Origin of the sequence: Amycolatopsis silviterrae, assembly GCF_042684085.1 — a bacterium.
Taxonomy (GTDB): Bacteria; Actinomycetota; Actinomycetes; order Mycobacteriales; family Pseudonocardiaceae; genus Amycolatopsis; species Amycolatopsis silviterrae.
The window spans coordinates 369,777-390,500 of sequence record NZ_JBHUKS010000008.1; the positions used below are offsets into that span (position 1 = coordinate 369,777).

Sequence of the window (20,724 nt, forward strand, 5' to 3'; positions counted from 1 at the left end):
TCTACCCAGACCGGGTTAATGACCAGTGGTCACAAATAGGCGTATGGTCGTGGCATGGCAGACATCAAGGGCACTGTGCGGCCCGGTTTCGAACAGGTGCGTGACACGTTCGCGGCGGTCGCCGACGGCTCCGCCCAGCTGGTGGCGTACCACCACGGCGAACGAGTAGTCGACTTGTGGACCGGCGACGACATCGACGAAGACTCGTTGCTCGGCGCGTACTCGGCGACGAAAGGCGCGGCACATCTGATCGTCGCGCTGCTCGTCCAGGACGGAGTGCTGGAGCTTGACCAGCGGGTGCGTCACTACTGGCCGGAGTTCGCGGCCGACGTCACCCTGCGGGAACTCCTGGCGCACCGAGCTGGACTGGTCGGCACCGACGAGGGGTTCAGCCGCGCCGAACTCGCGGACGACCGGGTCGTCGCGGAACGCCTGGCCCGGCAACGCCCCTTCTGGCGGCCGGGAAGCACGTTCGGCTACCACGCACTGGTCGTCGGCGCGCTCAGCGGCGAGGTCGTGCGCCGGGCTACCGGCCGCACCATCCAGGAACACTTCGCCGACCGCGTCCGCGATCCGTACACAGTGGACTTCCATCTCGGCCTGCCCGCCGAACTGGAGCCGCGGTTTGTCAGCGCGCAGCCGATGATCCAGACTCCCGAACGGCAACTCGCGCTGCCCGCCGCGAACAGCCTGTCGGGCATCGCGTTCAACCGGCACCACCCCGACGGCCCGGAGGTGTGGGAACTCCCGAACCTCCCGGACGTCCGGCGGCTCGGCCCGGCATCGTTCGGCGGGGTCGCCTCCGCCCGCGGCTTGGCCCGGATGTACGCCGCCGCGATCAGCTCGCTGGACGGCGAACCGCCCCTGCTGAAGCCGGAAACCGCCGCCGAGTTCGCGCAAATCCAGTCCATCGGCCACGACGTCGTTTTGGGCGACCACAAGGCGTTCGGCATCGGGTTTCACGCCACCGCCGAGCGTTACCCGGAGCTGGGCCAGGGCAGCTTCGGACACAGCGGCGCGGGCGGCCAGCAGGCATTCGCCGACCCCCGGAACGGCATCGCCTACGGCTACACCCGCCGCCGGATCCCGTTCCCCGCCGCGGCCGCTCCGGAGAACGAGCCGCTGATCAGCGCGTTGTACTCGGCGCTTAGGCCCGCGGCCTAGATTTCGCGAACCCGGACAGAGGATGTCAGGGTTAGCCCGCACGCTGGTGGTCCACCGACAGAAAAGAGGACAACCGAATGAGCGGGGAACTGGCCGGCAAGGTCGCGCTCGTGGCGGGCGGCACGCGCGGGGCGAGCCGGGCGATCGCGGTCGAGCTGGGCCGGGCCGGGGCGTACGTGTACGTCACCGGCCGCACGACGCGCGCCGGGCGGTCCGAAGTGGACCGTCCGGAGACCATTGAGGACACCCTGGAACGGATCGAAGCGGCTGGCGGCAAGGGAAGCGCGCTGCGGGTCGACCACCTGGTGAGCGAGGAGGTCGCCACGCTCGCACAACGGATCGACGAGGCACGCGGCGGGCTCGACATCCTGGTCGACGGGATTTGGGGCGGCGACCGCTACCTGGAATGGGGCAAACCGATCTGGGAGCACTCGCTGGACAACAGCTTGCGGATGATGCGGCTGTCCCTCGACGCCCACCTGATCACCAGCCACCACCTGTTTCCGCTGGTCATCCGCCGCGCGGGCGGGCTCGTGATCGAGCTGACCGACGGCACCGCCGAGTACAACGCGAAGTACCGCGAAGGCACCTCGCTGCCGTACTACCTGGCCAAGGCGGCGATCAACGTCCTGGCCGTCGGCGAGGCCGCCGAGCTGAAGGCGCACGACTGCACCGCGATCGCGTTCACGCCCGGCTGGCTGCGTTCGGAGGCGATGCTGGAGCTCTTCGAGGTCACCGAGGAAAACTGGCGGGACGCGACCGTCCGCGAGCCGCACTTCGTGATCTCGGAGTCGCCGGCCTTCTCCGGCCGCACGGTCGTCGCCCTCGCCGCCGACGCGGACCGGCACCGGTGGACCGGGCAGACCGTTTCCAGCGGACAGCTGGCGAAGGTCTACGAGATCGACGACGTGGACGGCAGCCGTCCGGACGCGTGGCGGTACATCGACGAGGTCCAGGAACCCGGAAAACCCGCCGACGCCAGCGGCTACCGCTGATCCCGACTGTCCGTGAGGGGAACCCTCAGGGACTCTGATTCCCTCAGGGTTCCCTTCACGGACGGTTGCGGTCAGCCAGCGCCTGACCGAACTCCGCGACTGCGGTGCGGACTTCTGGCGGGGTCAGCACCTCGATGCCGGGGCCGAGGGAAACCAGCTGTCCGACAGCGACTTCCTTGCTCTCCATGGCAAACTCGGCCTCGGCCCACCCGTCGTCGTCCTTCGGGCCGAGCGACACCAGCACCTCATACACGTACTCCGGCCCGAAAACCCGCCGCAACGCACCCGCCGCGGACCGGTCGAGCCGGGCCGTCACCTTCAACGGCAGCGGCATCTTCTCGAACTCCGCCGAAGACGCCCGCCACCAGTCGGCGAGCGAGAATTCTTCCGGCCGCACAAAGGTTTCCCCGGTTTCGGCGACCGCCTCCAGCCGGGAGACACGATACGTCCGCAGATCGTCGCCGACCCGTGCCACCAGGTACCAAACCCCGGCCTTCAACACGAGCCCGAACGGATCGAGCGTCCGCCGGGTGACCTTGTCGCGCCGCCGGTACCGCACGTCGAGCTGCCGCTGCGCCCACACCGCTTTCGCGACCGCAGGCAACGCGGCCGTGTCGTCCGGCGAACTGAACCAGGCCGACGCGTCGAGATGAAAGCGCCCGGCGACAGTCCGGGCCTGCTCCTGCAACTGCTGCGGAAGGCTCGCCGACACTTTCGCGTGCGCGGCCGCCACCGCGGTGCCGAGACCGAGCCCGGCCAGCGCGTCCGGCACGTCGAGGGCCAGCAGCGCGACGGCCTCCCGCGAGGTGAGGCCGTCGAGCTTCGAACGCCAGCCGTCGACGAGCCGGATGCCGCCGTACCGCCCTGGTTCACTCCAGAGCGGCACGCCGGCTTCGCGCAACGCGGCGAGATCGCGCCGCAGCGTCCGCTCGGTCACGCCCAGCTCGTCCGCCAGCTCCCCGACGGTGCCCGCGCGTTTGCGGTGCAGCGTGAACAGCAACGCAACCAGCCGCTCAGCCCGCATGCTCACCTCCCGCCCGGCCCGGAACGCCCCAATGTGGCATTGGGTGCGTCAGATGCACCCAATGTGGCGTTCGGTGCGTCGCATGCACCCAATGCCACATTGGGGCGCATCAGGCGCAGGTCAGCGGTTCGCCCGGTTGACCGCGCTCACCACGGCACGCAGTGAAGCGGTGACGATCGACGGGTCGACGCCGATGCCCCAGAACACGCGGTCGGAGATCGCGCACTCGATGTAGGACGCGGCACGCGAGTCGTCGCCAGGGCTCAGCGTGTGCTCGCTGTAGTCCAGGAGCCGCAGGTCATAGCCCACAGTGGACAGTGCGTCGAAGAACGCGGCGATCGGCCCGTTGCCGCGGCCGGTGATCTCGTGCTCGTCGCCCTCGACCTTCACCGTGGCCTCGAGGTCGTACTCGCCGCCGCCGTTGTCGGTCACCCGCTGCTTGATCAGCTCCAGCGGGGTCTTCGACTCCAGGTACTCGGCCGAGAACGCGCGCCACATGGTGGCCGGGTCGACCTCGCCGCCCTCGGTGTCGGTGTAGGCCTGGATGACCTTCGAGAACTCGATCTGCAGCCGGCGCGGCAGGTCCAGCTGGTGCTCGGCCTTCATGATGTAGGCGACGCCGCCCTTGCCGGACTGCGAGTTCACCCGGATCACGGCCTCGTAGGTGCGGCCGACGTCCTTCGGGTCGATCGGCAGGTACGGGACCTCCCACGGGTGCTCGTCGATCGGGACCCCCCGCTTGTCCGCGGCGTCCTTCATCGCGTCGAGGCCCTTGTTGATCGCGTCCTGGTGGCTGCCGGAGAAGGCGGTGAACACCAGGTCGCCGCCCCACGGCGAGCGTTCCGGGACCGGCAGCTGGTTGCAGTATTCGACGGTCCGCTTGATCTCGTCCATGTCGGAGAAGTCGATCTGCGGGTCGATGCCCTGGCTGTAGAGGTTCATGCCCAGCGCGACCAGGTCGACGTTGCCGGTGCGCTCGCCGTTGCCGAACAGGCAGCCCTCGATCCGGTCCGCGCCTGCCTGGTAGCCCAGTTCGGCGGCGGCGATGCCGGTGCCGCGGTCGTTGTGCGGGTGCAGCGACAGGATCACCGAATCGCGGCGCTCCAGGTTGCGGCTCATCCACTCGATCGAGTCGGCGTAGACGTTCGGCGTCGCCATCTCGACGGTCGCCGGCAGGTTCAGGATCACCGGCTTCTCCGGCGTCGGCTGCCAGATCTCGGTGACCGCGTTGCACACCTCGAGCGCGTAGGACAGCTCGGTGCCGGTGTAGGACTCGGGCGAGTACTGGAACCGGAAGTCGGTGTCCGGCTGCTTCGCCGCCAGCTCGACCACCATTTCGGCGGCCTGCGTCGCGATCTTCTTGATGCCCTCGCGCTCCTCGCGGAACACCACGCGGCGCTGCAGGATCGAGGTCGAGTTGTAGATGTGGACGATCGCCCGGGGCGCGCCCTCGAGTGCCTGGAAGGTGCGCTCGATCAGCTCGGGGCGGCACTGGGTCAGCACCTGGATGTGCACGTCGTCGGGGATCGCGCCCTCGTCGATGATCTCGCGCACGAAGTCGAAGTCGGTCTGCGAGGCGGCCGGGAAGCCGACCTCGATCTCCTTGTAGCCCATGCGGACCAGCAGGTCGAAGAACTTGCGCTTGCGCGCGGGCGACATCGGGTCGATCAGCGCCTGGTTGCCGTCGCGCAGGTCGACCGCACACCACAGCGGCGCGCGCTCGATGCGCTTGTCCGGCCAGGTGCGGTCGGGTACGTCGATGTTCTCGACTACGTCGTACCAGGGGCGGTAGCGGTGCACCGGCATGGACGTGCCGCGCTGCGGGTTCCACGAGGGCTGTCCGGCGGGCGCGGGACGAGAGGGCGTGCGCAGACGGGAGTTGGTGGTACGAGGATCGGTGCTCATCGCGGGAAAAATCTCCTGACGGGATCGGTGCGGACGACCGGCACCACAAAGCCCCGCGACGAGGAGCCGGTCAGATCAGGCCCCGTCGCGGCAGCGAAGCAGGAGTTCACGCGCCACGGGGTTCACTGTAACCACCCGGCACCGCGATTGGAAAGCCGCCCGCCGCGATCGAACTGTTACGTCGGGTGGCTGATACCTGTTACTAGCGGGTAGCGAGCCGCGAGGCGACGTGCCAGACTGCCCGGCATGGGCGAGCACGCTGAAGAGGCGCAGGAAACCGAGGCGAAGCCGCGTCCCCAGCGCACCCCGGTGGACTGGCGGCGCACCCGCGAGCGGACGGTGTCGTTTATCGCGTCCCTCGTGCGCTGGGCCGGGCTGCTTTTCGCCGCGGTCTTGGTGCTGCACGTGATTTTCGTCATCGGCGAGGCCAACCAGGGCAACGGAATCGTCTCGTTCGTCCGCAGCTGGGCCGACGGCCTGTCGCTCGGCTTCAAGGACCTGTTCACGCCGAGCGACGCGAAGCTGCGAGTCCTGGTGAACTACGGCATCGCGGCGGTGTTCTGGCTGATCGTGTCGGGCATCCTGGCGAAGATCATCCGGCGGGTCGGCGGCGCTGGCGCCTGACCGGTCGTCACGGCTGCCAGACGATCGGGTGTTCCCGGTAGTCCGTGCCCTTCGCCAGCCAAGCGAAGCTGTTGTCGTCGTACTTAGCGCCGGTCACCGTCGCTCCGGGGAAGACCAGTTCCATCTCGCAGCCGCCGTAGGCCGCACCCTTGGCCGTGAAGTCGAGGGTGCTGTCGCTGTGGCACTTCGGTGCGTCAACGGGCAGGCTCATCCAGCCTTCGGAACCGTCCTTGAGAAGCCCGCTGACGCCGATCACGTGGGCGGCGGAGAAGTCGTCGCCGGTCTCGTTCGACACGGTGTACTGGACGTAGAACGGCACCAGCCCGGCGAGGTCGTCGCCGAGGTTCATCTTGGCTACTTCCGCCTCGGTGCCCCGGTCGATGCGGGTCACCGTGATGCCGACCGCGCCGACTGGCGAGGAGTCGGTCGTGAACGGCACAAGGGCTTTCTCGCCGATTTTGAGCTTCGTACCCGGCTTGGTGTAGTCGATCTTCTTCCGCGCGGGCGCGCTGGTCGAGACGGGGGCCGAGGTCAGGGTCGGCGGCGGCGCGTCGGGCACGCTCGAACACGCGGACAGCGCGAACGCCGACACTGCTACCAAGACGATCGGTCTTCTGCCGGACATCAGTTCCCCCAGGACGCGAAAAGGGGCGCCAGTCCTCGACTGACGCCCCCGCGGCGGTCTCGCGCCCAGCTTACTGCCAGGTCACCGCTTCCTTGCCGTAGTCGGTCTCCGGAGCCAGGTCCCGGTGCGTGCTAGCGCTGTAGCTAGCCCCCTTCACCTCCGCGCCGGACGGGGCCAGCGCCAGCACGCAGCTGGTGAACGACGCCCCCTTCGTGGTGAACGTCTTGTCCGCGTTCTCGCTGTCGCACTTCTCGAACTTGCCGATCACCGTCACGTGCGGGCCCTTGGTGCCGTCCGCGAGCAGGCCGTTCATCAAGCCAAGCGAGGCGTACGCGAAGTCCGAGCCGGTCTCGTTCGTCACCTTGACCTGGATGTAGTACGGCGTCATCCCCTTGGCCCGGTCGCCCAGCTTGAGCGGGGCCAGGTCGGCCTCGACGCCCTTGTCGATCCCGGTCACCGTCACCCCGAGCGCGCCGGTGTTGCTCTTCGACTTGAACGGCACCACGGCCTTCTCGCCGATCTTCAGCTTCGTGCCCTGCTTCGTGTACTCGGCGGAAGAGGCGCTGCCCCCCTCGGCGGGCGCGGCGCTGGACGAGGGCGCGCTCGCCGAGGAAGCGGCCGGCGTCTCGATCGGCGGGGTCGGTGCCTTGTCGTCCGAGCTGGAGCAGCCAGTCAGAGCAAGCGCCAACGTCGCAGCGGAAATCGCCGTCACAACCGGCAGGCCAGTACGCATCTCGTCACTCCTTGAGGGATATTCCACCGATTCATTGGTCTGACCGGTTTGGTGTCCATCAGACCTCATGGGCGAGATGCCGGTTCCCTTGAATGGTTACGAAACGGTCACAGTGCCGGGGTGCCCCATCGGTCGCCGAACGCGAACTCCGCGAGCGGCAGTCGCTGCCGAGGGGCGAGTTCGCGTTCGATCCGGCGCGGATCCTCGAGTACGGACGGGTCGGCGGGCGATCCGACGGCGATCGCGACCCGAGCCACTGCGGCCTCCGGCAGGCTGAACTCCGCGTGGACCGCGTCCGGAGAGAAGCCGGCCATCTGGTGGGCAATCAGGCCAAGCTCGACTGCCTGCAGCACGAGGTTCTCGGTCGCGAGACCAAGCCCGTAGTCGGTGTAGGGCACCTCGCCCTTCTCGTTAGTGGTGACCATCACGCCGATCAGCAACGCGCTCGCCCGGAACGCCCACGCCTGGTTCCCGGAGTTCAGTGTCGCGAGGATCCGCGGGAACACCGGATCGCCTCGGCGGCCGACGAGATAGCGGGCCGGCTGGGTGTTGCCGAAAGACGGCGCCCACCTGGCGGCTTCGAGCAATGCGGTCAGCTGGGCGTCGGTGATCTCGGCGGTCTCGTCGTAGGCGCGTGGGCTCCAACGCTCGGTGATGAGCGGCGCGACGGGGACGGCGGTCTCGGCTGGTTTGCGCATGCGGCGAACGTAGTACGCCAAAGGAGTGCTCTCCGTCACTCCGGCGGAAGGGCTTCGAGCTTTCCCCTGGCGTCAAGGAAAATTTACTTCCAAATGGTCCGAGCGGGCCGTGGCGGACCACTCGATGGGGTGGCGAGCGCCGTTCGCGCCGGTAGGCTCTTCTCCAAATGAAGGGCCGTGGGCGCTCCTCGGTGCCCTCCAAGGAGTACGCCCCGGCCCGTCAAGGAGGTTCGGGCGTGGCCCTCGTGGTCCAGAAGTACGGCGGATCGTCGCTGGAAAGTGCCGACCGGATCAAGCGCGTGGCAGAACGGATCGTCGCGACCAAGAAGGCGGGCAACGACGTGGTCGTCGTGTGCTCGGCGATGGGCGACACCACTGATGAGCTGCTCGATCTGGCGCAGCAAGTGAACCCGGCGCCGCCGGAGCGGGAAATGGACATGCTGCTCACCGCCGGTGAGCGCATCTCGAATTCATTGGTCGCGATGGCCATTTCCGCACAGGGCGCGCAAGCCTGGTCGTTCACCGGTTCCCAAGCGGGCGTGGTCACCACCTCGGTGCACGGCAACGCGCGCATCATCGACGTCACGCCGAGCCGCGTCACCGAGGCGCTGGAGCAGGGATACGTCGCGCTGGTGGCCGGTTTCCAAGGCGTGGCACAGGACACCAAGGACATCACGACGCTCGGCCGGGGCGGTTCCGACACCACCGCGGTGGCGCTGGCCGCCGCGCTGAACGCGGATGTCTGCGAGATCTATTCCGATGTGGACGGTGTGTATTCGGCCGACCCGCGCATCGTGCCGGACGCCAAAAAGCTCGACACCATCCCGTATGAGGAGATGCTGGAACTCGCGGCGAGCGGATCGAAGATCCTGCACCTGCGGTCGGTCGAGTACGCGCGCCGCTACGGCGTGCCGATCCGAGTCCGTTCTTCTTACAGCGACAAGCCGGGCACCACGGTGGCCGGATCGATCGAGGAGATCCCCGTGGAACAAGCGCTGATCACCGGTGTGGCACACGACCGCTCGGAGGCGAAGATCACCGTGACCGGCGTGCCGGACCACGCCGGCGCGGCGGGCAAGATCTTCCGGGTCGTCGCGGACGCCGAGATCGACATCGACATGGTGCTGCAGAACGTGTCCAGCACGTCGTCCGGCCGCACCGACATCACCTTCACGCTGTCGAAGGCCAACGGGGCCAAGGCGGTCAAGGAACTCGAGAAGATCAAGGCGGAGATCGGCTTCGAGTCGGTGCTGTACGACGACCACGTCGGCAAGGTGTCGCTCGTCGGGGCGGGCATGCGCTCGCACCCCGGCGTCACCGCGACGTTCTGCGAGGCGCTGGCCAACGCGGGCGTCAACATCGAAATCATCAACACCTCGGAGATCCGCATTTCGGTGCTGATCCGCGACGCGCAGCTGGACGAGGCCGTGCGCGCGATCCACGAGGCGTTCGAACTGGGCGGCGACGAGGAAGCCGTCGTCTACGCGGGGAGTGGTCGCTGATGGGGCAGGGTCTTCGCGTCGGGGTGGTCGGGGCGACCGGCCAGGTCGGCGCCGTGATGCGCAAGCTGCTCGACGAACGGAACTTCCCGATCGAGCAGATCCGGTACTTCGCCTCGGCCCGCTCGGCGGGACGCACGTTGCCGTGGCGCGACGGGGAAATCACCGTCGAGGACACCGCGACCGCTGATCTGTCCGGTTTGGACATCGCGCTGTTCTCCGCCGGTGGCGCGACTTCTCGCGAGCAGGCGCCGCGGTTCGCCGAGGCGGGCGCGATCGTGGTCGACAACTCGTCGGCGTTCCGCCGCGACCCGGACGTGCCGCTGGTCGTCAGCGAGGTGAACCCGGAGGCGATCAAGGATGCGCGCAAGGGGATCATCGCGAACCCCAACTGCACCACGATGGCCGCGATGCCGGTCCTCAAGCCGCTGCACGACGAAGCCGGCCTGGTGCGGATCATCGCGAGCACCTACCAGGCGGTGTCCGGCAGCGGTCTGGCCGGCGTCGACGAGCTGGCCGCGCAGGTGAACGCGGTCGCCACGCGCGCGGCGTCGCTCACCCACGACGGTTCGGCGGTCGAATTCCCGGCCCCGGCCAAGTACGTCGCGCCGATCGCGTTCAACGTCCTGCCGATGGCCGGGTCCATTGTGGACGACGGCACCTTCGAGACGGACGAGGAACAGAAGCTGCGCAACGAAAGCCGGAAGATCCTGGGCATCCCGGAGCTTCTGGTGTCCGGTACCTGCGTGCGGGTGCCGGTGTTCACCGGGCACTCGCTGTCGGTGAACGTCGAATTCGAGCGGCCGCTGTCGGTCGAGCGGGCGACGGAACTGCTGTCGACCGCGCCGGGCGTGCAGCTGGCGGACGTGCCGACGCCGCTGCAGGCCGCCGGCATCGACCCGAGCCTGGTCGGCCGCATCCGCACCGACCCGGGCGTCCCGGACGGTCGCGGGCTGGCGCTGTTCGTTTCCGCCGACAACCTCCGCAAGGGGGCGGCGCTGAACACGGTGCAGATCGCCGAACTGGTGGCGCAGAACCGCTGATTTTCTCTGCGAAAACTGCCCGGTCCCTTGTCCAGGGGCCGGGCAGTTTTCACTTCTTCTTCTGCCGCGGCTTGATCGGCTTCAGCCCGAACGCGGCCCGGAGTTCCGGCTTCTGCAGGGGCCGCAGCACGGCCTGGATCAGGAACCCCCACAGGATCAGCCCGACCGGTGCGCCCCCGGCACCGGAGCTGGTGGCGAAGGTCAGAATCAGGCCGAGCAGCAGCATCGCGATGAACCCGCACTCCAGCCAGATCAGCGTGAGCATGACCTTGCGCTGCCGCTTGCCCAGCAGAACGGCACACACCACCAGCGCGATGGTCAGCGCCGCGTTGATCGCCATGATCGCCACCGGCAGGGCCACCGCGTCCGAGGTGCCGCCAAGACTGAGCAGGAACCCGACGAACGCGACGAGCGCCAGGTAGAGCACGGCCTGGCCGCTGATCGCCAAGCGCATCGTCCGGATTCCGCGCAGCACCTCCTGCTCCGCGTTCGGTCCGGACGCGGGCATCGGCTGGTAAGGGCTGGACGGGTACACCGCGGACACCACCTCAGGTTCGGGAACCGGGTCAGGAGAGCACCGGTCGTCCGGGACCGGTCCCCGCTACCTGGCCAGCCGGCAGGCGCGGCTCCGGATCTTCCGGAACTCGTGCACGGAGCCGAACGCGTTGTAGGACCACACAAAGCCGTCCGCGTGCGCGCCCAGGCGGCGGAACTGCTCGATCGCTTCCTCGCCGCGCTTCAGTTCCACCAGCGCGCGGGCGGCGAACGCGCGGCTGTCCCGGGCCTCCGGGGCGTCCCGGCCCTCGCCGTCGAGCCAGGGCAGCAACGTGTCGAGCGCTTGCTCGACCCGCTTGTCCTGCCACGGGTTCTTGACATCCGAGGCCCACATTTCAAACGCCGCCGCCAAGGGCAGCCACGCCAGCTTCGGATGCTTCGCCGCGCCTTCCTCGGCGAACTCCCACATCAGCTCGTGCGAGCCGAACCACTTCGCGCACCAGTACTGCATCGCGCGGCTGTGCGCGGCGACGTTCAGCGGGTCGCGTGCCATCACGCCAGCCCAGATTTCGCGGAAATCGTCGCGCGAGTACTGGCGGCCCATCGCGATCGAGCACCGCTTCCCCCATGGCGTCGGGTCGTCCGGGGCGAGTTCCGCGGCGATCTGGCAGGCCTCGTCGGCCTGTTCGAGGACGCGCTGGAAACCGGCGAATTGCTCTCTGCTGACGTTGCTCGCCCGCTGCGCGGTCCGGATCTGCCAGGCCACATTCGTAAGCGAGTCCGCATGGACGATGGCGGCGTCCGGGTCGTCGGGCCGGGCGGTGCGCCAGGCTTTCAACGCGGTGTCGTCATCGGCCGCGACCTTCGAAAGGACACTCACCGCGGTACCGCGCCGGTCCCAATCCGTGCCGATTCCGGCCAGCAGGTCGGCGCCCGGCTGCCATTCTCCGGCCAGATAGGCGTCTCGTGCGGCGCGAACCGGGTCGGCCAGCACCTGGTCGTCGGTAATCTCGTCGTCCGCGGGCAGTCCGAAGCGGGCGGCGTCCGTCTGCTTGATCGGCGGGGTGAGGTAGCGGGCCAGGTCCTCCTGGCCGAGTGTGTCCATGAATTCGAAAGTGCTCATTCCGCGCTGCTTCGCGTCCTTCGCGACCGCCTTCATCATCCGGCGATATTTCGGAACGGTGTACAGCTTGATAAGTCCTAGCAAGGGGTTTTCCTCTCAGGAGTGAACCGGGGCGAGCAACGCGCGGAGCGGAGCGGTGTCCCCGTCGATCGCCGCGTCGATGGCGGGATCCAGTTCGGTGGCATACGGTTCGGCTAGCACCAGCTTCGCTGGACCAGACCAAGACAGTTCCCAGTGCGCCGCATCGGCTTTGGCAAGCTGCGTGTGCACCACAATGGACAGTCGACTGTGGACCTGCGGACGGTAAAACTCGCGCTTCGCCCGTGCCTTGGCTTCCGGCGGCGCGGTGAGGTCGGCGATGTCCTCAAGGCGTCCGGCGTCGAGCAGATCGAGCAGGTCGTCGAGGCTGCGGCTGCGGAGAATTCTCAGCGCCTCAACCTGATTCGAGTTGCGCATTCCGACGTCGACCAGGCTGGCCCAGTCGAGCCTCTTCTTCGATGACGCTTCCTCGGTGAAGCCGGTCGCCAGTACGGAGTCGAGCAGCGTCATTCCGTTACGGAGGAGATCCGTCGCCGGTCGCTCGCCGCCGGGTGGCACGGGGATGGCCGGAGCGGCTTCGAGCAGCGCGATCCGTTCGGACGTCGGCGGGTGACTGTCGTACTTCGATTCTGGCTCCGAGGACGGATTTTCCCGCAGGGGAGCGAATTCCCCCGCGCGTTTCCCGTCGGTGAGCAGCAGTTGGTAGCCCTCGGTCATCCGCTCCGGCAGATAACCCGCGGTCCAGCCGATCGCCGCGTACTGGTGCAGGAAGAGCCGCCACGCCGTGTCGAGCACTTCGGCCTCGCGCAACGCGGTGGTCGCGGCCGTGGTGCCCGCGACCCGTGCGGAATCGGTGTCCGCGGTGAGTTCCCGTTCCCGGTTTACTCGCATCGAGACCCGGAAGTACATCGCGGCGTAAACGCTGAAGACGGGCCGCAGCAACCAGGCCGACCGGTGGAGTCCATTCAGGACCCGCCCGATCGTCTGCTGTCCGCGGTAGGTCGCACCGGCGAACCGGGTGTGCCGATTGCTGTAGTGCCCCAGTTCGTGCCCGAGAATGGCGCGGATCTGGCTGACGCTCAGCCCGGCGAAAAGCTGCGCGCCGATGAGCATCCGGCGCCGCCGCACGCGCAGCCCCATCCAGTGCGTCTCCTCGTACACCGCCGCGTTGACGTGGGGAACCAGATAAATCTCATCCGGCGGCCGGGTGCCGACCTCGCTGGCGAGTTCGCGAACGGTCGCCCACAGCCCGGGCTGTTCCGCAGGCGTGACGGGCACGCCCACCACGTCGTCGTCGCGGGTCCGCTCGAACGTCAGCAGGGCGCTGAACAGCACAAACAGTGCCGGACCCACGAACACGCCGAGCCGCACCGCGGAGAACGGACTACGCTGGAACGCGGCGACTTCCAGCCAGATCAGCAGTCCGGCGACGACGAGCATCAGCACCGGGAACCCGGCCAGCAACAAGACAGCGAGCAACGCCCGCGACGAGTTCTTCATCGAAAAACGGAATCCTCCCCAAGACCGGCACCCTGGGCGAACCGGTCGTCCGAGCCCGATATCGACGCCAGCGCCGTTTTCGTTTCACTCGTGCCACGGCGCCGGAAAACCCGTTGTCGCCAGCGGCGCGGTGCCGGATGCTGACTGGGCAAACTCCGGTCTGAGAAAGGGAAAGTCATGTACACGGCGGTGGACGGCGCGCGGGTTCCGATTCGGATGTGGGCAGACCCCGCGTCGGTCGAAGACCAGGCGATGCGTCAGCTGCGCAACGTCGCCAACCTGCCGTGGGTGCACGGCGTCGCGGTGATGCCCGACGTCCACTACGGCAAGGGCGCGACGGTCGGCAGCGTCATCGCCATGCGCGACGCCGTGTCCCCGGCGGCGGTCGGCGTCGACATCGGCTGCGGGATGAGCGCGGTGCGGACCTCGCTCACCGCGAGCGACCTGCCGGACGACCTCGGCAAGCTGCGCAAGCGGATCGAATCGGCGGTGCCGGTCGGGTTCGGCCTGCACAAGACGCCGGTCAACACCGCGAAGGTGCACGGCGTCGGCGGCTGGGACACGTTCTGGAAGTCGTTCGGCGACCTGCACGAGGGCGTCCAGGACCTGCACGACCGGGCGGCGCGGCAGATCGGCAGCCTCGGCGGCGGCAACCACTTCATCGAGGTCTGCCTCGAACAGGGCGGAGCCGACGAGGGCCGGGTCTGGCTGATGCTGCATTCGGGCTCGCGCAACATCGGCAAGGAACTCGCTGAGCGGCACATGTCGATTGCGCGGAAGCTGCCGCACAACCGGGACCTGCCGGACCCCGACCTGTCGGTGTTCGTCGCCAACACGCCGGAGATGCAGGCGTACCGGCGAGACCTGTTCTGGGCACAGGACTACGCGGCACGGAACCGGGCGACGATGGTCGCGCTGGTGAAGCTCGCGGTCGCGGAAGTCGTACCCGGAACCACGTTCGACGACGCGATCAGCTGCCACCATAACTATGTCGCCGAGGAAACCTACGACGGCGTCGACCTGCTCGTCACCCGCAAGGGCGCGATCCGGGCCGGCTCCGGCGACCTCGGGATCATCCCCGGCAGCATGGGAACGGGCTCGTACATCGTGCGCGGACTGGGCAACACCGCGTCGTTCGAATCCGCGTCCCACGGCGCCGGACGGCGGATGTCGCGGACGAAGGCCCGCAAGACGTTCTCCGCCGCCGATCTCGCGGCGCAGACCGAGGGCGTGGAATGCCGCAAGGACACCGGGGTCGTCGACGAGATCCCGGCCGCGTACAAGGACATCGAGACGGTGATCAAGGCACAGACCGACCTGGTCGAGGTAGTCGCGCACCTCAAGCAGGTCGTGTGCGTGAAGGGCTGAGACGGTCCCGCGGGCGAACTGGGGTGGTTCGCCCGCGGGACCCGCTAGGCTGAGGTGCATGAAGAACTGGGGGATCGCCGTCGCCTTGGCCGCGGCCGCGACACTGCTCGCCGGATGCGACCAGGTTGATTCGGCGGTCAATCAGGCGAATTCGGCGGTGGACAAGGTCTCCGCGTGCAGCGAGGCGCTCGGCTTGGCCGACCTGAACCCGTTGGTGGACGGCGAAAAGCTCAAAGCCCGCGCGCAGGACAAGGAAAAACGCCTCCGCGAACTGGCGGCGGACGTCAAGGAGGAGGACGTCAAGAACGCCCTGCTCGGCATGGCCGACTCGTACGTCCAGGTCCAGAAGGAACGCATCGAGGACGCCGGCGTGATCGCCCGGTGGACGAAGCGGAATCTGGAAAAGCTGGACGGGCTTCGGAAGGCCTGCACCTGACCCACCCCCTGCGCTGGCTGCCTGGCGGTCGCTAGCGTGCCCCCAATGTGGCATTGGGTGCGTTCCACGCACCGAACGCCACATTGGGTGCGTTCAGCGCAACCAACGCCACATTGGGGTCGCTGAGCAGCAGCCGACCCAGCCGCCTGCCCCAGTTCAGCGACGTGCCCGAACCGCCGCAGCCAGCGAAGGCATCCGCGCCGAAGGCCGCCGCAGCGACCACACCAGCCCCAGCGCCGCCAGCGCCAACCCGCCCAACCCCGCGGCCGCGAACCCCCACGCCGGGCTCGAATGGTCGATCGCGAACCCGACCACCGGACTCCCCGCGGCCAGCCCGAGCCGGGTCGACGCGTCCTGCAGCCCCATCGCCTCTCCCCGGACAGCGGGCGGCGCGAGCGCGCTCACCGCCTCCGTGGTGGCCGCCAGTGTCGGGGCGCAGACCAGGTTCGTCGGGATCAGCAGGAGCATCAGCAGCCACCACGGCTGCGTCGCCAGCCCGACCGGGATCACCAGCAGCGCCAGCAGCAGCATCAGCATTCCCTGCGGCAGCGACTTGCGCACCGCGCCGTGCACGATGCCGCCGATCATCGACGCCGCGCACATCACCGCGATGACCAGGCCGGTCCAGCCGACGTCACCGTGTGCGCGCAGCGCGGCCAGCGTCGCGACCTCCGTGCCGACCAGGCAGAACAGCGTTCCGGCGGCGATCAGCAGGGTCGCCAGCAGCCGTCCGGTCAGCCACGACCGCAGTGGCGGCCGCGCGGTGCCGGTCGGGGCCAGTTCGTCCTCGTTCCGGATCGGCGGGTTGAGCAGGAAGATCAGCAGCGCGGTGATGCCGAAGATGGTGCCGATGCCGCTCAGCGTCAGCGTCGCCGACAGCGACGAGATCGCCGCGATCCCGGCCGCCGGGCCGATCATGAACGACGCCTCGACCAGGATCGTGTCCAGCGAGTACGCCGCGCGGCGCTGTTCGGCGGGCACGAGCGCGGCCAGGATCTGCCGCGCCAGCGAACCGGCGGGCACTGACAGCACACCGGCCGGCAGCGCGCACACCACCAGCGCCGCGTACGAAAGATGAGGTGCCGCGAACCAGAACGCGGTGGACGACAGCCCGCACACCGCGACGACCGGGCGCAGCCCGTACCGGTCGATGGTGCGCCCGATCATCGGCGCGCCCAGCGCCATGCCCAGCGTGACGGCCGCGCCGACGATGCCCGCCGCGCCGTAGCCCCTGCCCAGGCCGCTGACGACGTACAGCGTCAGCGTCACGCCGGTCATCGTCATGGGCACCCGTGCGAAGAACATCAGCACCATCGACGGGCGGACTCCGGGGACGCTCAGGACGCGGCGATACGGCTGAAAAGGCACGTACCCCATGAGAGCAAGAGTTGGTACGAGCGTGCAACTTCTTTTCGTCACACCCGGCCAGGGGTTGACCGGTGCCCCGGCCGGGTGTCGCGCAGGCGTTCGGCGGGGCCGGAAAATGCGTACGCGACCTGGGTGCTAACTTCATCGGCAACGCGAAAAAGCATTATTCCCGTGGATGAGTGAACAGTTTTTCATATTTCTGCGCCGACCTTGGAGTTTTCCGGTCGAAGCGGCAGGGATTTCCGGGAAAAGGCGGAGCGGACCCGAATGCGGGCGGCGGTGCGTGCGTGGGGGACACCCACGGTTGGACGAGCGAGATCCCGCATCCCGACGGGGTGATGAAGGTAATCGATCACGAACTGCCCCCGTGTGAGTGAGCAATGCCGCCATTCGGGCAATCCGGCTACTATGAGTCAGATTCAGGTCCCGGGGTCTGTCATTGTCGGGGGACGCGCAAGCCATCCACGTTAATCAATTGCGGGCCGGTTCCCGGCCGTTGGATTCGGCACGTAAGGGTTAGAAAAGCTCCCTATCCGGTGATCGGCTGGTGTTGGGCCGACACGGCGGGTATCGATTTACCCGTCAGGTCCCAGAGGCCAGGGAGGTAAAGAATGAAAGGCAAGATCGGGCGGATCATCGCTGTGGTCGCCGCCGGCAGTCTGCTGGCCGTCGGCACTTCGGGGATGGCCTCCGCGAGCCCGGCGGGAGGCAAGGGCTCCTCGGCCACGCAAGCCGTCGCCGCACAAGTACTGCAGATGCGTGACGACCTGACCAAGGTGGCCTACGCGGGCGATGTCGCGAAGACGAGGGCGGACCTCGACCGGCTCAGCCCGGTGCTCGCCGACATCGCGGCGGGCAAGCGGTACCAGGTCCAATCCGAGACCCAGCAAATCTCGTCGGCGGCGAAGGTCCGCGCGGACGAGTCCAACCGGCTCCTCGGCGACCCGACGGCGACGCCGCGGCAGATCCCGCCGTTGCCGATCCCGCCGCTGCCGGACCTGCCCGGACCGCTGAAGGCGGTGAGCGACCTGGTCAAGGGCCTGCTCGCCGCGGTCACCAGCCTGCTCGGCGGCCTGCTCGGCGGGGCGGCGGTGCCACCGCTTCCGGTGCCGACGCCGCCACTGCCCGCACCGCCGGTGCCTGCCCCGGTGCCCGTGCCGGGGACCTGACCGGGAGGAGAAAAGGCCCGGAGCCTGGTGCGGTTCGCCGCGCCAGGCTCCGTTCCATGTCCGGCCTCGTGAGCCGGTGCTAACCGGCATAAACACTCACGAGCGGTTGGCGAGCCCCACCCGCAGCGCACCGGCCATCTCGGCGAGCGCCTCCCGGAACCGCGTCCCGACCCCGGCGAAGTTGAGGAAGCCGTGGATCAGGTCGGCCTGCCTGCTGAGGGCTACCGGAACCCCCGCCGCACGCAGCTTTTCCGCGTACGCCTCGCCTTCGTCGCGCAGCGGATCGAAGCCCGCGGTCACGATGTAGGCCGGCGGGAGTCCACTGTGGTCAGACGCGAGCAGCGGCGACATCCGGGGATCCGCCTTGTCGACGCCCTCAGGCGCGTAATGCCCCTCGAACCACACCATCGCCTCGTCGGTGAGGAAGAGGTCCTCGCCGAACAGTTCGCGGGACCGGCGTCGCGTGGTGAAGTCGACCGCCGGGTAGATCAGCAGCTGGAACGCGGGTGCCGGGCCGCCGCGCCGGGTCGCCTCCAGCGCGACGACGGCGGACAGGTTGCCGCCCGCGCTGTCGCCGCCGACCGCGATCCGGTCCGGGTCCGCGCCGAGTTCGGCCGCCTTGGCGTGCGCGTAGTCGAATGCGGCCAGCGCGTCGTCCACCGGACCGGGGAACGGGCTTTCCGGCGCGAGCCGGTACTCCACCGACAGCACCCGGACCCCGGCGTGTTTCGCGAGGTAGCGGGCGGCGTTGTCGTGCGTAGCCCGGCTGCCGATGACCCATCCGCCGCCGTGGAAGAACACCAGCAGCGGGGACGGTTCGGGCAGTCCGGCCGGGGTGTAGAGGGTGGCGTCGAGGGCCGCGTCGCCGGACGGGATGGCGACGTCGCGGGTCGCGACGGGCTCGATCCGCTTGCCGTTGACCAGGTGCTGACCCAGTTCCAGCATTACGCGGGACCGCTCGACCGACCCGTTGACCAGCGCCGCACCCGAGAGCTTTTGCAGGCGCAGCAGCAGTTGGGCGTCGAGGGCCAGTTCCTGGCCGTCCAGCCGCAGCGGCGCTCCGGCGATCAGTCTGCGCACCGGCCGGGGCAGCCAGAACAACACCTGCGCGGCGGCAGCCTGGGCGCGGACCTGCAGCGGAATGGCCATCGTTCCTCCTCGAACGCCGGATAAGCCGAGGTTACTTGTCAGTAGGTACGTTGGTCCAGTCGGTGTGTGACTCAGGCCTCCGTCTCAGATCCTGGTCCTCTACTTAGGTCGAGGGGTTAGCCTCGACCTGTGACTTCCGCGAAAACGGTCCGGGTACTCGGCATTGGTGGCTCCCTGCGAGAGGGCTCGCAATCCGAACGCGCGTTGCGTATCGCGCTCGCCGCCGCCGAAGCACGCGGCGTCGTGACCGAGCTGATCCCCGGTCCCGAGCTGGTCCTGCCGTTCTACGACACCGCCATCGCGGAGCGGGACGAACGCGCGCGGAAGCTCATCGAGGGCATCCGCCGGGCGGACGGGCTCATCGTCGTCTCGCCCGGCTACCACGGCGGGCTGTCTGGCCTGGTCAAGAACGCCCTGGACTACGTCGAAGACCTCCGCGAGGACACCCGCCCCTACCTCGACGGCCGCGCGGTGGGTCTCGCCGCCGTCGCGTACGGCTGGCAGGCCGCGGTCACCACGCTCGAACAGCTCCGCACGATCACGCACGCGCTGCGCGGCTGGGCCACTCCGCTGGGTGGTTCCATCAACTCCGCCGAGACGAAGTTCGACGAGGGCGGCGGCGCGTCCGACGAGAAGAGCGTCCGCACGCTGCGGCTCATCGGTGAGCAGGTCGCGGAGCACGCACTGCTTCGCGCGCGCTGACGTTTCGCCTCCCCGCATCCCGGTTATTCCTGGGGTGATGACTGCCATGCCGGGGCACTGTTCCGCGAATGCGGAGTGTTGAACTCATTGAGACGCTGACTCCGGAGGCGTCCCGACGAGGAGGTAACACGCATGGCCGAGCCGATCTACACCGCCGTCGCGACCGCGCGAGGAGAAGGCCGCAACGGCGACGTGACGTCCTCGGACGGCGTGATCGACGAGTCGCTGGCGATCCCCAAGGAGATGGGCGGTCCCGGCGGGGACAAAACCAACCCGGAGCAGCTGTTCGCCGCGGGGTACTCCGCGTGTTTCCTGAGCGCGCTGCAGGCAGTGGCCCGGCAGGCGAAGGTCGCGCTGCCGGCGGCGACGGTCACCGGATCGGTGAGCGTCTTCAAGAAGGACGTCGGGTTCCAGCTCGGCGTGCGGCTCGACGTGTCGCTGCCCGGCTTGGCGAAGGCCGACGCGGACCAGCTGGTCGAGCAGGCCCACCAGGTCTGCCCGTACTCCAACGCGACCCGCGGCAACATCGAGGTGGAGCTGACCACCACCGTCTGACAAAGACTGAGGAGGGACACCCGAGATGACTACTTCCCCCATCAAGAGCCCGCTGTCCGACGCGGACAAGGAGATCACCGGCAACGCGCTGCAGGCGACGCTGACCGACCTGATCGACCTCTCGCTCATCGCGAAGCAGGCGCACTGGAACGTGGTGGGCCAGAACTTCCGCAGCGCGCACCTTCAGCTCGACGAGCTGGTGTCGACCGCGCGGCAGTATGTCGACGAGGTGGCCGAGCGCGCCGCCGCGATCGGGGTTTCGCCCAACGGCAAGGCGAAAACCGTCGTGGCGACCTCCGGTGCGCCGGAGTACCCGGACAACTGGCAGTCCGTCGACTCGACCATCGCCGCGATCGTCGACACGCTCGCGACGCTGATCGAACGGCTCCGCAAGCGCATCGACGAGACCGACAAGAGCGACCTCGTGACGCAGGATCTGCTCATCGAGATCACCCGCGCGCTGGAAGAGGCGCACTGGATGTGGCAGGCGCAGCAAGCCTGACCGCGCTC

Annotated in this window: 21 protein-coding genes; 11 read left to right on the forward strand and 10 right to left on the reverse strand. The window is 68.4% G+C overall.

The features are described from left to right. Nucleotides 1–54 precede the first annotated feature (54 nt). Both ACFSVL_RS13745 and ACFSVL_RS13750 read left to right on the forward strand, forming a co-directional pair. Complete coding sequence (locus tag ACFSVL_RS13745) at nucleotides 55–1,164, forward strand: serine hydrolase domain-containing protein (RefSeq protein ID WP_378304023.1); 1,110 nt, start codon at nucleotides 55–57, stop codon at nucleotides 1,162–1,164. A 77-nt stretch (nucleotides 1,165–1,241) separates the two neighbouring features. Further along, nucleotides 1,242–2,159, forward strand: a complete 918-nt coding sequence (locus ACFSVL_RS13750) for an SDR family oxidoreductase (RefSeq protein WP_378304025.1) — start codon at nucleotides 1,242–1,244, stop codon at nucleotides 2,157–2,159. A 55-nt stretch (nucleotides 2,160–2,214) separates the two neighbouring features. Here the strand turns inward: ACFSVL_RS13750 and ACFSVL_RS13755 are convergent, their stop codons facing one another. Together ACFSVL_RS13755 and leuA are read right to left on the reverse strand one after the other, a co-directional pair. Next, nucleotides 2,215–3,183: a helix-turn-helix transcriptional regulator gene (locus ACFSVL_RS13755; RefSeq protein WP_378304027.1), complete on the reverse strand. Its 969-nt coding sequence runs from the start codon at nucleotides 3,181–3,183 to the stop codon at nucleotides 2,215–2,217. Nucleotides 3,184–3,303: 120 nt separating this feature from the next. Next, entirely contained in the window at nucleotides 3,304–5,088 is a 1,785-nt protein-coding gene (gene leuA, locus ACFSVL_RS13760; protein ID WP_378304029.1) for a 2-isopropylmalate synthase, read from the reverse strand. A gap of 246 nt (nucleotides 5,089–5,334) precedes the next feature. Here leuA and ACFSVL_RS13765 point away from each other — a divergent pair, with 246 nt between their 5' ends. Next, nucleotides 5,335–5,712: a hypothetical protein gene (locus tag ACFSVL_RS13765; protein WP_378304031.1), complete on the forward strand. Its 378-nt coding sequence runs from the start codon at nucleotides 5,335–5,337 to the stop codon at nucleotides 5,710–5,712. Between the two features lie 7 nt (nucleotides 5,713–5,719). Here ACFSVL_RS13765 and ACFSVL_RS13770 read toward each other — a convergent pair whose 3' ends face one another. From ACFSVL_RS13770 to ACFSVL_RS13780, 3 genes are all read right to left on the reverse strand, one after another. After that, nucleotides 5,720–6,337, reverse strand: a complete 618-nt coding sequence (locus tag ACFSVL_RS13770) for a hypothetical protein (protein WP_378304033.1) — start codon at nucleotides 6,335–6,337, stop codon at nucleotides 5,720–5,722. 70 nt (nucleotides 6,338–6,407) lie between these two features. After that, nucleotides 6,408–7,070 (reverse strand): hypothetical protein, encoded by a 663-nt coding sequence (locus tag ACFSVL_RS13775; protein WP_378304035.1) that lies wholly within the window; start codon nucleotides 7,068–7,070, stop codon nucleotides 6,408–6,410. A 107-nt stretch (nucleotides 7,071–7,177) separates the two neighbouring features. Next, a complete protein-coding gene (locus ACFSVL_RS13780; RefSeq protein ID WP_378304036.1) occupies nucleotides 7,178–7,768 on the reverse strand; it encodes a nitroreductase family protein in 591 nt (196 codons plus the stop codon). Between the two features lie 236 nt (nucleotides 7,769–8,004). On the opposite strand from ACFSVL_RS13780, the gene ACFSVL_RS13785 reads away from it, so the two are divergent. Continuing rightward, entirely contained in the window at nucleotides 8,005–9,270 is a 1,266-nt protein-coding gene (locus ACFSVL_RS13785; RefSeq protein ID WP_037808437.1) for an aspartate kinase, read from the forward strand. Beyond that, nucleotides 9,270–10,310, forward strand: a complete 1,041-nt coding sequence (locus ACFSVL_RS13790; protein WP_378304039.1) for an aspartate-semialdehyde dehydrogenase — start codon at nucleotides 9,270–9,272, stop codon at nucleotides 10,308–10,310. The genes ACFSVL_RS13785 and ACFSVL_RS13790 overlap by 1 nt, the downstream gene beginning before the upstream one ends. 49 nt (nucleotides 10,311–10,359) lie before the next feature. On the opposite strand, the gene ACFSVL_RS13795 is transcribed toward ACFSVL_RS13790, so the two are convergent. From ACFSVL_RS13795 to ACFSVL_RS13805, 3 genes are all read right to left on the reverse strand, one after another. Further along, nucleotides 10,360–10,854: a hypothetical protein gene (locus ACFSVL_RS13795; RefSeq protein ID WP_378304041.1), complete on the reverse strand. Its 495-nt coding sequence runs from the start codon at nucleotides 10,852–10,854 to the stop codon at nucleotides 10,360–10,362. 57 nt (nucleotides 10,855–10,911) lie between these two features. Continuing rightward, the gene (locus ACFSVL_RS13800) at nucleotides 10,912–11,928 is read right to left on the reverse strand and encodes a DUF4034 domain-containing protein (RefSeq protein WP_378304043.1); all 1,017 of its coding nucleotides are present in this window, start codon (nucleotides 11,926–11,928) and stop codon (nucleotides 10,912–10,914) included. 96 nt (nucleotides 11,929–12,024) lie between these two features. Then, a complete protein-coding gene (locus ACFSVL_RS13805; protein ID WP_378304045.1) occupies nucleotides 12,025–13,467 on the reverse strand; it encodes a M48 family metallopeptidase in 1,443 nt (480 codons plus the stop codon). A gap of 177 nt (nucleotides 13,468–13,644) precedes the next feature. Here ACFSVL_RS13805 and ACFSVL_RS13810 point away from each other — a divergent pair, with 177 nt between their 5' ends. Then, nucleotides 13,645–14,835 carry an RtcB family protein gene (locus ACFSVL_RS13810; RefSeq protein ID WP_378304046.1) on the forward strand — a complete coding sequence of 397 codons (1,191 nt, stop codon included), beginning with the start codon at nucleotides 13,645–13,647 and terminating at the stop codon, nucleotides 14,833–14,835. Between the two features lie 58 nt (nucleotides 14,836–14,893). Further along, nucleotides 14,894–15,271 (forward strand): hypothetical protein, encoded by a 378-nt coding sequence (locus ACFSVL_RS13815; protein WP_378304048.1) that lies wholly within the window; start codon nucleotides 14,894–14,896, stop codon nucleotides 15,269–15,271. 156 nt (nucleotides 15,272–15,427) lie between these two features. Here the strand turns inward: ACFSVL_RS13815 and ACFSVL_RS13820 are convergent, their stop codons facing one another. Next, complete coding sequence (locus ACFSVL_RS13820; RefSeq protein ID WP_378304273.1) at nucleotides 15,428–16,576, reverse strand: MFS transporter; 1,149 nt, start codon at nucleotides 16,574–16,576, stop codon at nucleotides 15,428–15,430. A 674-nt stretch (nucleotides 16,577–17,250) separates the two neighbouring features. On the opposite strand from ACFSVL_RS13820, the gene ACFSVL_RS13825 reads away from it, so the two are divergent. Next, nucleotides 17,251–17,808, forward strand: a complete 558-nt coding sequence (locus ACFSVL_RS13825) for a hypothetical protein (RefSeq protein ID WP_378304050.1) — start codon at nucleotides 17,251–17,253, stop codon at nucleotides 17,806–17,808. Between the two features lie 96 nt (nucleotides 17,809–17,904). Here the strand turns inward: ACFSVL_RS13825 and ACFSVL_RS13830 are convergent, their stop codons facing one another. Beyond that, nucleotides 17,905–18,957: an alpha/beta hydrolase gene (locus ACFSVL_RS13830; protein WP_378304052.1), complete on the reverse strand. Its 1,053-nt coding sequence runs from the start codon at nucleotides 18,955–18,957 to the stop codon at nucleotides 17,905–17,907. A gap of 129 nt (nucleotides 18,958–19,086) precedes the next feature. Between ACFSVL_RS13830 and ACFSVL_RS13835 the strand changes: the two genes are divergently transcribed. From ACFSVL_RS13835 to ACFSVL_RS13845, 3 genes are all read left to right on the forward strand, one after another. Further along, nucleotides 19,087–19,659: an NADPH-dependent FMN reductase gene (locus tag ACFSVL_RS13835; RefSeq protein ID WP_378304054.1), complete on the forward strand. Its 573-nt coding sequence runs from the start codon at nucleotides 19,087–19,089 to the stop codon at nucleotides 19,657–19,659. Between the two features lie 132 nt (nucleotides 19,660–19,791). Then, a complete protein-coding gene (locus ACFSVL_RS13840; protein ID WP_354747490.1) occupies nucleotides 19,792–20,214 on the forward strand; it encodes an organic hydroperoxide resistance protein in 423 nt (140 codons plus the stop codon). Between the two features lie 25 nt (nucleotides 20,215–20,239). After that, complete coding sequence (locus ACFSVL_RS13845) at nucleotides 20,240–20,716, forward strand: Dps family protein (protein ID WP_378304055.1); 477 nt, start codon at nucleotides 20,240–20,242, stop codon at nucleotides 20,714–20,716. The last annotated feature ends 8 nt before the right edge of the window (nucleotides 20,717–20,724 follow it).

Excerpts from the sequence above, each read along its gene's own strand:
- ACFSVL_RS13780 (WP_378304036.1), bottom strand. The coding sequence starts at position 7,768 with ATGCGCAAACCAGCCGAGACCGCCGTCCCCGTCGCGCCGCTCATCACC.
- ACFSVL_RS13800 (WP_378304043.1), bottom strand. The coding sequence starts at position 11,928 with ATGAGCACTTTCGAATTCATGGACACACTCGGCCAGGAGGACCTGGCC.
- ACFSVL_RS13755 (WP_378304027.1), bottom strand. The coding sequence starts at position 3,183 with ATGCGGGCTGAGCGGCTGGTTGCGTTGCTGTTCACGCTGCACCGCAAA.
- ACFSVL_RS13770 (WP_378304033.1), bottom strand. The coding sequence starts at position 6,337 with ATGTCCGGCAGAAGACCGATCGTCTTGGTAGCAGTGTCGGCGTTCGCG.
- ACFSVL_RS13775 (WP_378304035.1), bottom strand. The coding sequence starts at position 7,070 with ATGCGTACTGGCCTGCCGGTTGTGACGGCGATTTCCGCTGCGACGTTG.
- ACFSVL_RS13750 (WP_378304025.1), top strand. The coding sequence starts at position 1,242 with ATGAGCGGGGAACTGGCCGGCAAGGTCGCGCTCGTGGCGGGCGGCACG.
- leuA (WP_378304029.1), bottom strand. The coding sequence starts at position 5,088 with ATGAGCACCGATCCTCGTACCACCAACTCCCGTCTGCGCACGCCCTCT.
- ACFSVL_RS13805 (WP_378304045.1), bottom strand. The coding sequence starts at position 13,467 with ATGAAGAACTCGTCGCGGGCGTTGCTCGCTGTCTTGTTGCTGGCCGGG.
- ACFSVL_RS13815 (WP_378304048.1), top strand. The coding sequence starts at position 14,894 with ATGAAGAACTGGGGGATCGCCGTCGCCTTGGCCGCGGCCGCGACACTG.
- ACFSVL_RS13745 (WP_378304023.1), top strand. The coding sequence starts at position 55 with ATGGCAGACATCAAGGGCACTGTGCGGCCCGGTTTCGAACAGGTGCGT.
- ACFSVL_RS13765 (WP_378304031.1), top strand. The coding sequence starts at position 5,335 with ATGGGCGAGCACGCTGAAGAGGCGCAGGAAACCGAGGCGAAGCCGCGT.
- ACFSVL_RS13820 (WP_378304273.1), bottom strand. The coding sequence starts at position 16,576 with ATGTTCTTCGCACGGGTGCCCATGACGATGACCGGCGTGACGCTGACG.
- ACFSVL_RS13810 (WP_378304046.1), top strand. The coding sequence starts at position 13,645 with ATGTACACGGCGGTGGACGGCGCGCGGGTTCCGATTCGGATGTGGGCA.
- ACFSVL_RS13790 (WP_378304039.1), top strand. The coding sequence starts at position 9,270 with ATGGGGCAGGGTCTTCGCGTCGGGGTGGTCGGGGCGACCGGCCAGGTC.
- ACFSVL_RS13825 (WP_378304050.1), top strand. The coding sequence starts at position 17,251 with ATGAAAGGCAAGATCGGGCGGATCATCGCTGTGGTCGCCGCCGGCAGT.
- ACFSVL_RS13840 (WP_354747490.1), top strand. The coding sequence starts at position 19,792 with ATGGCCGAGCCGATCTACACCGCCGTCGCGACCGCGCGAGGAGAAGGC.
- ACFSVL_RS13845 (WP_378304055.1), top strand. The coding sequence starts at position 20,240 with ATGACTACTTCCCCCATCAAGAGCCCGCTGTCCGACGCGGACAAGGAG.
- ACFSVL_RS13830 (WP_378304052.1), bottom strand. The coding sequence starts at position 18,957 with ATGGCCATTCCGCTGCAGGTCCGCGCCCAGGCTGCCGCCGCGCAGGTG.